At 66.3% G+C, this 12951-nt stretch carries 11 protein-coding genes; 8 read left to right on the top strand and 3 right to left on the bottom strand.

From position 1 onward, the window contains the following. Nucleotides 1–124 precede the first annotated feature (124 nt). From JYG32_RS17290 to JYG32_RS17300, 3 genes are all read right to left on the bottom strand, one after another. A complete protein-coding gene (locus JYG32_RS17290; RefSeq protein WP_213264193.1) occupies nt 125–1783 on the bottom strand; it encodes an MFS transporter in 1659 nt (552 codons plus the stop codon). A gap of 220 nt (nt 1784–2003) precedes the next feature. After that, nucleotides 2004–3557 carry a sensor histidine kinase gene (locus JYG32_RS17295; protein ID WP_213264194.1) on the bottom strand — a complete coding sequence of 518 codons (1554 nt, stop codon included), beginning with the start codon at nt 3555–3557 and terminating at the stop codon, nt 2004–2006. Nucleotides 3558–3574: 17 nt separating this feature from the next. Then, entirely contained in the window at nt 3575–4303 is a 729-nt protein-coding gene (locus tag JYG32_RS17300) for a response regulator transcription factor (protein WP_174382211.1), read from the bottom strand. 188 nt (nt 4304–4491) lie between these two features. Here JYG32_RS17300 and recA point away from each other — a divergent pair, with 188 nt between their 5' ends. From recA to JYG32_RS17340, 8 genes are all read left to right on the top strand, one after another. After that, on the top strand, nt 4492–5562 hold the full coding sequence (recA, locus tag JYG32_RS17305) for a recombinase RecA (RefSeq protein WP_213264195.1): 1071 nt from the start codon (nt 4492–4494) through the stop codon (nt 5560–5562). Further along, a complete protein-coding gene (recX, locus tag JYG32_RS17310; RefSeq protein ID WP_174382213.1) occupies nt 5562–6431 on the top strand; it encodes a recombination regulator RecX in 870 nt (289 codons plus the stop codon). Before recA ends, recX begins: the two co-directional genes overlap by 1 nt. 146 nt (nt 6432–6577) lie before the next feature. Beyond that, nucleotides 6578–7216 carry a DUF2889 domain-containing protein gene (locus JYG32_RS17315; protein ID WP_174382214.1) on the top strand — a complete coding sequence of 213 codons (639 nt, stop codon included), beginning with the start codon at nt 6578–6580 and terminating at the stop codon, nt 7214–7216. A 68-nt stretch (nt 7217–7284) separates the two neighbouring features. Beyond that, on the top strand, nt 7285–8451 hold the full coding sequence (gene sucC, locus JYG32_RS17320) for an ADP-forming succinate--CoA ligase subunit beta (protein WP_034178934.1): 1167 nt from the start codon (nt 7285–7287) through the stop codon (nt 8449–8451). Nucleotides 8452–8515: 64 nt separating this feature from the next. Then, nucleotides 8516–9397: a succinate--CoA ligase subunit alpha gene (gene sucD, locus JYG32_RS17325; RefSeq protein ID WP_034178933.1), complete on the top strand. Its 882-nt coding sequence runs from the start codon at nt 8516–8518 to the stop codon at nt 9395–9397. 157 nt (nt 9398–9554) lie between these two features. After that, on the top strand, nt 9555–10259 hold the full coding sequence (locus JYG32_RS17330) for a TerC family protein (RefSeq protein ID WP_213264196.1): 705 nt from the start codon (nt 9555–9557) through the stop codon (nt 10257–10259). Nucleotides 10260–10356: 97 nt separating this feature from the next. Beyond that, entirely contained in the window at nt 10357–10953 is a 597-nt protein-coding gene (locus JYG32_RS17335) for a pilin (protein ID WP_174382216.1), read from the top strand. 144 nt (nt 10954–11097) lie between these two features. After that, nucleotides 11098–12876, top strand: coding sequence for a PglL family O-oligosaccharyltransferase (locus JYG32_RS17340; protein ID WP_213264197.1), 1779 nt, complete (start codon nt 11098–11100; stop codon nt 12874–12876). The last annotated feature ends 75 nt before the right edge of the window (nt 12877–12951 follow it).

Raw genomic sequence — 12951 nt, forward strand, 5'->3', positions numbered from 1 at the left:
CTGTCAACACCTTTTTTCATCTTCCGTGAAAAAAGGTGCCGACGGCCCGCGCTGGCCTCGTCGCGGAGCCGGATGCCGGTCACCGGAACGCACCCGGCAACCGGCATCCGCCCGCGCTTCGACATCAATCCCGTGCGTAGATGTCCGAGTCCTTCGTTTCCTTGACGAACAGCAGGCCGATCACGAACGTGGCCAGCGCGATCACGATCGGATACCAGAGCCCCGAATAGATGTTGCCCTTCGCCGCGACGATCGCGAACGCGGTTGCCGGCAGGAAGCCGCCGAACCAGCCGTTGCCGATGTGGTACGGCAGCGACATCGACGTATAGCGGATCCGCGTCGGGAACATCTCGACCAGCATCGCGGCGATCGGCCCGTAGACCATCGTCACGTAGATCACGAGGATCGTCAGGATCACGATCGTCATCGGCCAGTTGAGCTGCGCGGGATCGGCCTTCGCCGGATAGCCAGCCGACTTCAGCGTGGTCGCGAGCGTCTTGTCGAACGCCGCGCCCTTCGCCTTTGCGTCAGCCCCCTTGGCGTCGTATGCGTCGATCACGGTGTCGCCCACCTTGATCTGCGCGGTCGTGCCGGCCGGCGCCGCGACGTTCTCGTAGTTCAGGCCGGCCTTCGCGAGCGCGCTCTTCGCGATGTCGCACGAGTCGGTGAACTTCGATGTGCCGACCGGGTTGAACTGGAACGAGCAGGTGGCCGGATCGGCGACGACGGTGATCGGCGCCTTCTGCGTGGCGATCTCGAGTTGCGGGTTCGCGTAGTGCGTGAGCGCCTTGAACAGCGGGAAGTAGGTCAGCGCCGCGATCAGGCAGCCCGCGAGGATGATCGGCTTGCGGCCGATCTTGTCCGACAGCGACCCGAAGAACAGGAAGAACGGCGTGCCGATCAAGAGCGCGATCGCGATCAGGATGTTCGCGCTGGCGCCGTCTACCTTCAGCGTCTGCGTGAGGAAGAACAGCGCGTAGAACTGGCCCGTGTACCACACGACGGCCTGGCCCGCCGTCAGGCCGATGAGCGCGAGGATCACGATCTTCAGGTTCTTCCACTGGCCGAACGCTTCGGTCAGCGGCGCCTTCGACGTCTTGCCTTCAGACTTGATGCGCAGGAACACCGGCGATTCGTTCAGCTGCAGCCGGATCCACACCGACACCGCGAGCAGCGCGATCGATGCGACGAATGGCACGCGCCAGCCCCAGTTGCCGAATGCTTCCTCGCCGATGAACGTGCGCACGCCGAGGATCACGAGCAGCGACAGGAACAGCCCGAGCGTCGCGGTCGTCTGGATCCACGCGGTGTAGAAGCCGCGGCGGTTCGCCGGCGCATGCTCGGCGACGTAGGTCGCCGCACCGCCGTACTCGCCGCCGAGCGCGAGGCCCTGCAACAGCCGCATCGCGATGAAGATCACGGGCGCGGCGATGCCGATCGACGCATAGCCGGGCAGGAAGCCGACCACGAACGTCGAGAGGCCCATGATCACGATCGTCACGAGGAACGTGTGCTTGCGTCCGACCATGTCGCCGAGCCGGCCGAACACGATCGCGCCGAACGGGCGTACCGCGAAGCCGGCCGCAAAGCCGAGCAGCGTGAAGATGAACGCGGCGGTCGGATTGACGCCCGAGAAGAAGCTCTTGCTGATGTAGGCCGCGAGTGACCCGGCCAGGTAAAAGTCGTACCACTCGAACACGGTGCCGAGCGACGACGCGAAGATCACCTTCTTCTCTTCGCCCGTCATCGGCGAGTGCGAAATTTGCCCGCCTAACGTTGCCATGAATCGTCTCCAAGTCCCTTGATATAGATGTGCGGCCGCCTTGGGTGGGCGGGCCTGTCGACGATTATTGGCACGGAAACTTACGGCGCACTGACTCGCGCGGATAAAACGACTGCGTGTTAACCCGCGGCGAATCGCGGGCTTTCGGCCTCGATCGTGTCGCGAACGGGCGGTAAAGCGGTGGTTTCGGTGCGATCGCGGCGGTGCGCCGCCGCCCGTGTCAGGGTTGATCCGGGGCGAATTCCGCCAGCGGCAGACTGATGCGCACGAGCGTGCCGGCGAGGCGGGGCGCCTGCTGGTAGACGTGATCGTCGAGCGTCAGCGTGCCGCCATGCTGCGTGGCGATCTCGCGCACGATCGCGAGCCCGAGGCCGCTGCCGTCGCCTTCACGGCCGAGGATCCGGTAGAAGCGCTCGACGACGCGCTCGCGTTCGGCGGCCGGGATGCCGGGCCCGGTGTCCTCGACTTCGAGATGCACGAACCGCGCCGCGGGCTCGGCGCGCACGCGCACCGTGATGCGGCCGCCTTCCGGCGTGTAGCGGATCGCGTTGTCGATCAGGTTGCCGAGCATCTCGCGCAGCATCACCGGATTGCCGTCGACGTCGAGCGGCGCGTCGTCCGGCGGGCCTTCGTAGCCGAGATCCATCCGTTTCGCGAGCGCGGCCTGCACCCAGTCGCGCACCGCGCGCCGCGCGAGCGCGGCGATCTCGACCGGCTCGAACGTGAGCCCGCTCGCGCGGTTCTCGGCGCGCGCGAGCGCAAGCAGTTGCGTGACGAGCCGCGCGGCCTGCTCGGAGCTCGTCGCGATCTGCTCGAGCGAGCGCTGCACGTCGGGCGGGACGGGGTGGCGCAGCGCGAACTCGGCCTGCGTACGCAGGCCCGCGAGCGGCGTCTTCATCTGGTGCGCGGCGTCGGCGATGAAGCGCTTCTGCAGCGCCATGTTCTGTTCGAGGCGCGCGAGCAGGTCGTTGAACGACGTGACGAGCGGTTCGATCTCGGGCGGTGCACGCTGCGCCTCGACGGGCGACAGGTCGTCGGGCCGCCGCGCGCGGATGTGCGCCTGCAGCGCGTTGAGCGGCGCGAGCCCGCGCGACAGCCCGAACCAGACGAGCAGGATCGCGAGCGGCAGGATCACGAACTGCGGCAGGATCACGCCCTTGATGATGTCGTTCGCGAGCGCGTTGCGCTTGTCGAGCGTCTCGCCGACCTGCACGAGCACGGGCTGCGTGCCGCTCGCTTGCGGCAGCGCGACTGTCGTATACGCGACGCGCACGTCGTTGCCGCGCAGCAGGTCGTCGCGAAACACGACGACGCCCGGCGGCGGGCGGTCCTCGTCGCGCGGCAGCGGCATGTCGGCTTCGCCCGCGACCAGCTCGCCGCGCGTGCCGAGCACCTGGAAGTAGACGCTGTCGACGTTGTCCGCACGCAGGAAGTCGCGCGTCTGTTCCGGCAGCGTCAGCTCGGCGACGCCGTTGACCGGGTGGATCTGCCGCGCGAGTACGTAGGCGTTGGTCTCGAGCGTGCGGTCGAACGGGCTGTTCGCGATCGTCTTCGCGACGAGATAGGTGACGGCGATGCTCATCGGCCACAGCAGCAGCAGCGGCGCGAGCATCCAGTCGAGGATTTCGCCGAACAGCGAGCGCGGGCGCGGGGCCTCGGCCGCATCGGTTTCGTCGGGTGGCGCGAACGGGTTCTCGTAGCGCGCGTCGCGTGCCTCGTCGGCGGCTGACGACGGCGCGCCGGTCGGGTGGCGGGAATGGGCCGGCGTGGCCATCGCGGCGACGCCCGGCTTCAGCGCAGCGGCGTGCCGGCCACCGCGGGCTGGGGCGCTGTCTTGTCGGCCGGCGCGGCGGGCGCGGCCTTTTCGAGGCAATAGCCGAGGCCGCGCACGGTCGAGATCCGTACGCCGCTTGGTTCGATCTTCTTGCGCAGCCGGTGCACGTAGACTTCGATCGCGTTGTTGCTGACTTCCTCGCCCCATTCGCACAGATGGTCGACGAGCTGCTCCTTCGACACGAGCCGGCCGATCCGCTGCAGCAGTACCTCGAGCAGGCCGAGCTCGCGCGCGGAGAGATCGAGCACATGATCGTTCGCATACGCGATGCGGCCGACCTGGTCGAACGCGAGCGAGCCGTGGCGCACGACGGTCGGGCCGCCGCCCGCGCCGCGCCGGGTCAGCGCGCGCACGCGCGCCTCGAGCTCGTTGAGCGCGAACGGCTTGGCCATGTAGTCGTCCGCGCCGAGGTCGAGGCCCTTCACGCGTTCGTCGACGCTGTCGGCGGCGGTCAGGATCAGCACGGGGAGGTTGGAATTGCGCGCGCGCAGGCGCTTGAGCACGTCGAGCCCGGACATTTTGGGCAGCCCGAGATCGAGGATCAGCAGGTCGAATGTCTGCATCGACAGCGCCGTATCGGCGTCGACACCGCTCTTCACGTGGTCGACCGCATAGCCCGATTGGCGGAGTGACCGGGTGAGGCCGTCCGCGAGTATGCTGTCGTCTTCGGCGATGAGAATTCGCATGTGGCTGACCGATGGCCGGCAGGGCGTTCGCGCCGGCGCGGCTGTCTCCGAAGTTATTCGTGTACAACGCCCTGCATTGCGGGCTTGCATAAAACACTGTTTTTTTATACAGTGTCTGCATTCGTGGGCGGCGCTTGAAAGCGGGCGCGCCTTTATCAGACGCTGCTCATCATAGCAAAGGACGATTCATGGAAGAAAGCAAGAAGGGCTCCGGGATGACCGCCGAGAAGAGCAAGGCGCTGGCGGCCGCACTCGCGCAGATCGAGAAGCAGTTCGGCAAAGGGTCGATCATGCGCATGGGCGACGGCGAGGTGGCTGAGGACATCCAGGTCGTCTCAACGGGTTCGCTGGGGCTCGACATCGCGCTTGGCGTCGGCGGCCTGCCGCGCGGCCGGGTGGTCGAGATCTACGGTCCGGAATCGTCCGGCAAAACCACGCTCACGCTGCAGGTCATTGCCGAACTGCAGAAGATCGGCGGTACGGCCGCGTTCATCGACGCCGAGCACGCGCTCGACGTCCAGTACGCATCGAAGCTCGGCGTGAACGTGCCGGAGCTGCTGATCTCGCAGCCGGACACCGGCGAGCAGGCACTTGAAATCACCGATGCGCTGGTGCGCTCGGGCTCGATCGACATGATCGTCATCGACTCGGTCGCGGCGCTCGTGCCGAAGGCCGAAATCGAAGGCGAGATGGGCGATTCGCTGCCGGGCCTGCAGGCCCGCCTGATGTCGCAGGCGCTGCGCAAGCTGACCGGCACGATCAAGCGCACGAACTGCCTCGTGATCTTCATCAACCAGATTCGTATGAAGATCGGCGTGATGTTCGGCAACCCGGAAACCACGACGGGCGGCAACGCGCTGAAGTTCTATGCGTCGGTGCGTCTCGACATCCGCCGGATCGGCTCGATCAAGAAGAACGACGAGGTGATCGGCAACGAAACCCGCGTGAAGGTCGTCAAGAACAAGGTGTCGCCGCCGTTCCGCGAAGCGATCTTCGACATCCTGTATGGCGAAGGCATTTCGCGCCAGGGCGAGATCATCGATCTCGGCGTGCAGGCGAAGATCGTCGACAAGGCAGGCGCCTGGTACAGCTACAACGGCGAGAAGATCGGCCAGGGCAAGGACAACGCGCGTGAGTTCCTGCGCGAGAATCCGGAAATCGCACGCGAGATCGAGAACCGAATTCGTGAATCGCTCGGCGTCGTCGCAATGCCCGATGGCGCAGGCAACGAAGCCGAGGCGATGAACGAAGAAGAGTGATGGTCGGGCGCCGAGGTCAGGCTGGCGAGCCGGAGGAGAATGACGCGCCCGAAACGGCGGGTCGCTCCGGCCGGCGAGCCGGATCCTCGGGCGCCGATCGGCGGGGCGCTGGCAGCAACGCCGCGAACCGCACCGCGACGAGGGCATCCGACGATGCCCTCGTTTCGTTTGAGATTGCCGCGCCGGACGATCCGTTCGACGACGATGAATCGTTCGACGCGCACGACCGGTCCCGCCGTCGCGTGTCGGGCGTCAGCTTCCCGGGCGATCGCGCATCCGATGCGTCGGCGCCCGCCAAGGAAGACGTCTATACGCGCAGCAGCCAGCATCCGCGCCGCACGCGCCGTGCGGCCGGCGCTGCATCAAGCGCTGCTTCCGGCGACGATCCGGGCGCCGGCGGGCGCAAGTCGTCGAAGCCGCCGCGTTCGTTGAAGGGCCGAGCGCTCGGCTATCTGTCCCGGCGCGAATACAGCCGCACGGAACTCGCGCGCAAGCTCGCGCCCTACGTCGGCGAAGACGAATCCGTTGAACCGGTGCTCGATGCGCTGGAGAAGGAAGGCTGGCTGTCCGACGCGCGCTTTGCCGAGAGTCTCGTGCATCGCCGCGCGTCGCGCGTCGGCGTCGCACGCATCGTCAGCGAACTGAAGCGCCATGCAGTCGGCGACACCCTCGTCGAGGAAGTGAACGCGCAGTTGCGTGAGACCGAATGGACGCGTGCACAGGCTGTCTGGCGCAAGAAATTCGGTGCACTGCCGCAAACGCCGGCCGAGCGTGCGAAGCAGGCACGCTTTCTCGCCGCGCGCGGCTTCTCGAGCGCGACCATCGTGAAGTTGCTGAAGGTCGGCGACGATTTTTCGATCGACGACTGATCGCTCCGGTCGCGCGCGTGGCGCGCGATTTTGCTGCAATGCAATCGCTTCCGGACAGGCGGGAATACCCGCCGTCGCGTCAAACTGTCTCAAATACCCGATATGCTAAAATCCACGGGTTTTCCTCTTCGGCCTCAACCTCCAGCATGCCGCTATCCGAGCCCGTGCCCCGTCAGTTGCGACATCGACGCGCAATCCGAGCGGAAGCTTACGAGCGCGACGACGGCTTGTGGGATATCGAAGCCTGCCTGACCGACCACAAGCCGCGCGATGTCGCGCTTGCGTCGGGCATCCGGCCCCAAGGCCTGCCGATCCACGAACTCTGGCTGCGCGTGACTATCGATCGTGAACTCAATGTCGTCGACGCCGAAGCGTCTTCGGAATGGGTGCCCTATCCCGGTCAGTGTCAATCCGCCCCTCCCGCCTATCGGGCCCTCATCGGGCTCAATCTCTTCCGACATTTCCGCCGCGATGCGAACCGACTGCTGTCCGGTGTCGCGGGCTGCTCCCATCTCACCGAACTGTGCGCCGTGCTGCCGACGGCAGCGATCCAGGCGTTCGCCGGTGACGTATGGAACGTGCGTGAGGAGGGCGGCGAAGGGCCGGATCACGACGGCGTGCCCGACGAACCGCCTTTTCAGCTCGGCCGCTGCCGTGCGCTGCGGTTCGACGGCGAGGTCGTGCGGCAGTACTACCCGCGCTGGTATGGCGCGAGCCGGCCGGACGTGCCTGCTCGGGACATGCCCGTTCGGGACATGCCCGTCCGGGACGGAACGAAGGAATGAACGGAAATCATTCGAAGAAGCGTCTTAAGCGACTTTTCATCCAACTCTCAGACTGAAGGGAATCACGCATGAAGATTCACGAGTACCAGGGTAAGGAAATCCTGCGGAAATTCGGAGTCGCGGTACCGCGCGGCAAGCCGGCGTTCTCGGTGGACGAGGCCGTCAAGGTGGCGGAAGAGCTGGGCGGCCCGGTTTGGGTCGTGAAGGCTCAGATTCACGCGGGTGGCCGTGGTAAGGGCGGCGGCGTGAAGGTGGCGAAGTCGATCGAGCAGGTTCGCGAATACGCGAACCAGATCCTCGGCATGCAGCTCGTCACGCACCAGACCGGTCCGGAAGGCCAGAAGGTCAACCGTCTGATGATCGAAGAAGGCGCCGACATCAAGCAGGAACTGTATGTCAGCCTCGTCGTTGATCGCGTGTCGCAAAAGATCGTTCTGATGGGTTCGAGCGAAGGCGGCATGGACATCGAAGAAGTTGCCGAAAAGCACCCGGAACTGATCCACAAGGTCATCGTCGAGCCGTCGACCGGCCTGCTCGACGCCCAGGCCGACGACCTCGCCGCGAAGATCGGCGTGCCGGCTGCTTCGATTCCGCAAGCGCGTGCCATCCTGCAAGGCCTGTACAAGGCATTCTGGGAAACCGACGCGTCGCTGGCTGAAATCAACCCGCTGAACGTCTCCGGCGACGGCAAGGTCATCGCACTCGACGCGAAGTTCAACTTCGACTCGAACGCGCTGTTCCGTCATCCGGAAATCGTCGCGTACCGCGATCTGGACGAAGAAGATCCGGCTGAAATCGAAGCCTCGAAGTTCGACCTCGCGTACATCTCGCTCGACGGCAACATCGGCTGTCTCGTGAACGGCGCAGGCCTCGCGATGGCGACGATGGACACCATCAAGCTGTTCGGCGGCGAACCGGCGAACTTCCTGGACGTCGGCGGTGGTGCGACGACCGAGAAGGTCACGGAAGCGTTCAAGCTGATGCTGAAGAACCCGGACCTGAAGGCGATCCTCGTGAACATCTTCGGCGGCATCATGCGCTGCGACGTGATCGCGGAAGGCGTGATCGCCGGTTCGAAGGCCGTGAACCTGAAGGTGCCGCTCGTCGTGCGCATGAAGGGCACGAACGAGGACCTCGGCAAGAAGATGCTGGCCGATTCGGGCCTGCCGATCATCTCGGCGGACAGCATGGAAGAAGCTGCGCAGAAGGTCGTCACGGCTGCCGAAGGCAAGTAACGCTATCGAATACGCATGGCGGCGCGGCAGATACGCGACGCCAATCGAACAGAGGTCAAAATACATGTCGATTCTGATCAACAAGGACACGAAGGTCATCACGCAGGGCATCACCGGCAAAACCGGTCAGTTCCATACGCGCGCCTGCCGTGAATATGCAAACGGCCGCGAAGCATTCGTCGCGGGCGTGAACCCGAAGAAGGCCGGCGAAGATTTCGAAGGCATTCCGATCTACGCAAGCGTCAAGGAAGCGAAGGAAGAAACCGGCGCGACCGTGTCGGTCATCTACGTTCCGCCGGCAGGCGCTGCCGCTGCGATCTGGGAAGCGGTCGAAGCCGATCTGGATCTCGCGATCTGCATCACGGAAGGCATCCCCGTGCGCGACATGATCGAAGTGAAGGACCGCATGCGCCGCGAAGGCCGCAAGACGCTGCTGCTCGGGCCGAACTGCCCGGGCACGATCACGCCGGACGAACTGAAGATCGGCATCATGCCGGGTCACATCCACCGCAAGGGCCGCATCGGCGTCGTGTCGCGTTCGGGCACGCTGACGTATGAAGCCGTTGCGCAGCTGACGGCACTCGGCCTCGGCCAGTCGTCGGCAGTCGGTATCGGCGGCGACCCGATCAACGGTCTGAAGCACATCGACGTGATGAAGATGTTCAACGACGATCCGGATACGGATGCGGTCGTGATGATCGGCGAAATCGGTGGTCCGGACGAAGCCAATGCGGCCGAGTGGATCAAGGCCAACATGAAGAAGCCGGTCGTCGGCTTCATCGCGGGCGTCACGGCGCCTCCGGGCAAGCGCATGGGCCACGCCGGCGCGCTGATCTCGGGCGGTGCGGATACGGCCGAAGCGAAGCTGGAAATCATGGAAGCGTGCGGCATCACCGTCACGCGCAACCCGTCGGAGATGGGCCGCCTGCTGAAGGCAGCGCTGTAATATTTCCGCGTGGGTTCGTCCTGCAGAAAACGCCGGCTTTGCCGGCGTTTTTTGTTATGCTCGCGCAATGAATTCGTAAGCACCGGGCATGCATCGCGCATGTGCCGGCGATGAACCGGGCCGCCCGCCAAGCGGCCACTGTCCTGCACATCACCCCATGCTCGAATTCCTGACGTCGTTGCACTGGGGCGCCGTTCTCCAGATCGTCATCATCGACATCCTGCTCGGCGGCGACAACGCGGTCGTGATCGCGCTCGCTTGCCGCAACCTGCCGGCGAACCAGCGCTTGCGCGGCGTCGTCTGGGGTACCGCGGGGGCGATCCTGCTGCGCGTTGCGCTGATCACGTTCGCGGTCGCGCTGCTCGACGTGCCATTCCTGAAGATCGGCGGCGGGCTGCTGCTGCTGTGGATCGGCGTCAAGCTGATGGCGCCGGCCGCCGACGCGCACGACCACATCAAGCCGGCCGACCGGCTGTGGGAGGCCGTGAAGACGATCGTGATCGCCGATGCGGTGATGAGCCTCGACAACGTGATCGCGATCGCCGGCGCCGCCGAGCAGGCCGACCCGTCGCAGCGGATCGCGCTCGTGATCTTCGGGCTCGTCGTCAGCGTGCCGATCATCGTTTGGGGCAGCACGCTGGTGCTGAAACTCCTCGACCGCTTCCCCATCGTCGTAACACTTGGCGCCGCGCTGCTCGGCTGGATCGCGGGCGGGCTGATCGTGCACGATCCGGTCGGCGACCGCTGGCCGGTGCTCGATACGGCGCCCGCGATCTACGGCGCGAGCATGGCCGGCGCGCTGTTCGTCGTGGCGGCCGGCTACGCGCTCAGGCGCCGCCGCGGCGTACCGGGCGCGCACTGACGCTGGCCGTTCGGCCGACTGCCGGGTTCGCGGCCCGCTGGCTACGATCGAGACGCCTGCCTTTGACGGCAGGCGTTTTTCGTTTCCGGAGCCTGCCATGTTCGAAGCTTTTTCCGTTTCCCTGTTCCGTCGCGTTGCCGCCGATCTGCGGCGCGCGAGCCGGCCGTCGCCGCGCTGGCGGCCGGCCGGCTTCACGTTGATCGAGTTGATGATCGTGCTGGCGATCGTCGGCGTGGTCGCGGCCTATGCGATTCCCGCGTACCAGGACTACCTCGCGCGTTCGCGCGTCGGCGAGGGGCTCGCGCTCGCGTCGTCCGCGCGGCTCGCGGTTGCCGACAACGCGGCGAGCGGCGCGAGCCTCGACGGCGGCTACAGCCCGCCGGCCGCGACCCGCAACGTCGAATCGGTGGTCATCGACGGCGAGACCGGCCAGATCACGGTCGCGTTCACGACCCGCGTCGCCGCGGCCGGCACGAATACGCTGGTGCTCGTGCCGTCCGCGCCCGACAAGGCCGACACACCCACCGCGCGCGTGGCGCTCAAAAAGGGCGCGATGCAAGCCGGTGCGATTGCGTGGGAGTGCTTTGCCGCCGGCAAGGATGCGTCGTCGCTGCCGGCACCGGGGGCCGGGCCGCTGCCGGGCGCCGCCGCGACGCTGCCTGCGAAATATGCGCCCGCGGAGTGCCGCGCATAGCGCCGGCGGAGGAGGAGGGCGGCACGCCGGCCGCCGCTTCGGCCGGCCGGGCCGGTCGCGCGGCGTCGGGTGGCCGTGCGACGGCCCCGCACAGAGGGGGGAAAGTTTTGTATAGTGCGCCGGTTGCTGACATCCGGTTCGCTCATGCCTTCTACTTTTTCCCGTTCGTTGTCGCTCGTTGCGCTGGCTGTCGCCCTGATCGTGCCGTACGCGATCACGAATCACACGTATCCGATCCCGACCTTCTATTCCGAGTTTTCCGCGCTGGTGCTGTATCTGCTGGTGGGGCTGTCGGTCGTTCTGCTCGTGCGGACGAGCGGTTCGGACGAGCCGTTTGCCGCGCCGGCCGCGTTCGTCGTGCCGCTCGGGTTTGCCGCGGTGCTCATCGCGCAGGTCGCGCTGATGCCGCTCAAGGTGCCGTCGATGAACTGGCTGGCGGCCGGCTACCTCGCCGCCGCGCTGGTCGCGATGCAGGCCGGCTACGCGCTCGCGCGCGACGGGTTGGCCGAAACCGTCTCGCGGATGATGGCCGGTGCGCTGCTCGTCGGCGGCGTGTTCGCGGTCGGAACGCAGATCGTGCAGTTGTTCCACCTCGAGTCGGCCGTATCGCCGTTCGTCGTGATGTACAACGTCACGGTCGATCGCCGCCCGTACGGCAACATGGCGCAAGCGAACCATCTGGCCACCTATATCGCGTTCGCGCTCGCGGGCGCGCTGTATCTCGTGCAGACGCGCCGGCTCGCGGTGTGGGCGTGGTTTGTGCTGTCGATCGTGCTGTCGGTCGGTCTCGCGCTGACGGTGTCGCGCGGGCCGTGGCTGCAAGTCGCGGTGATGGTCGTCGCGGGCTTCTGGATGGCGTGGCTCGAATCGCGCCGCGCGCCGGGCAATACGCGTGCGTGGCTGATGCCGGTCGTGCTCGCGGTTGCGTTCATCGCGGTGAACGTCGCGGTGCGCTGGGCCAACCTGCACTATCACCTGAATCTCGCGGAGTCGGCGGCCGACCGGATGCGCGACGCGGGGCAGATCGCGCCGCGCCTCGCACTGTGGAAGTACGGGCTCGCGATGTTCCGCGAGCATCCGCTGCTCGGCGTCGGCTGGGGCGAATTCCCGTCGCACCAGTTTGCGCTCGTGCGCACGCTGGGTGGCGTCGAGATCGCGAACAACTCGCACGACATCTTCATCGACCTGCTCGCGAAGTCCGGTCTCGCCGGCCTTGGCGTGCTCGTCGTCACGCTCGTGATGTGGTTCGTGCGTGCGCTGCGCGCGCCGCAGTCGAGCACGCGCGTGTTCGGCTTCGCGCTGATCGGCATCCTGCTGATGCATGCGCTGGTCGAGTACCCGCAGCAGTACATGTTCTTCCTGCTGCCGGCGATGTTCGTGATCGGGTTGCTCGACGTGAAGCCGCTGCGCATCCTGCCGGGCCGCGCGGCATTCGGGCTGTTCGCGGTGCTGTCGTTCGGCGGCGTGCTGGCGACAGTACCGGTGCTGCGCGACTACCAGCGCGCGGAAGTGCTGTATTACGGCAACGACCCGGCCGCGCAGTACCGCGATGCACCGTCGCTGCTGTTCGGCGCATGGGGCGATTACGGTGCGGCGACGCTGCTGACGATTTCGGCGGCAGACCTGCCGGCCAAGCTTGCCGCGCATGAGCGCGCGATCGCGCTGCTGCCCGGCGAGACGGTGCTGCGCCGCTATGCGGCGCTGCAGGCGCTGGCGGGCCGCGAAGCCGACGCGCTCGATACCGTCGCGCGCCTGCATGTGTTTGCGAAGGAGCTGAAGGACTGGCCGCAACAACTGGCCCTGCTGTACAGGCTATGCGACCAGCAGCCGGCGCTGAAGGCATTCAAGGCGGCCGTCGTCGCGAAGTACGGGGAAGTACCGGCCGATGCGGCCGACGACTCGGACGACGACGATTCGGAGTAAGACGCGCAGCGGCCGCCGGAACGGGGAATTCCGGCGTTTGCCGCATCGCGAGGCATGACAGCGAAAGGCGCCGAG

The organism is Burkholderia pyrrocinia, assembly GCF_018417535.1.
Lineage (GTDB): Bacteria > Pseudomonadota > Gammaproteobacteria > Burkholderiales > Burkholderiaceae > Burkholderia > Burkholderia pyrrocinia_E.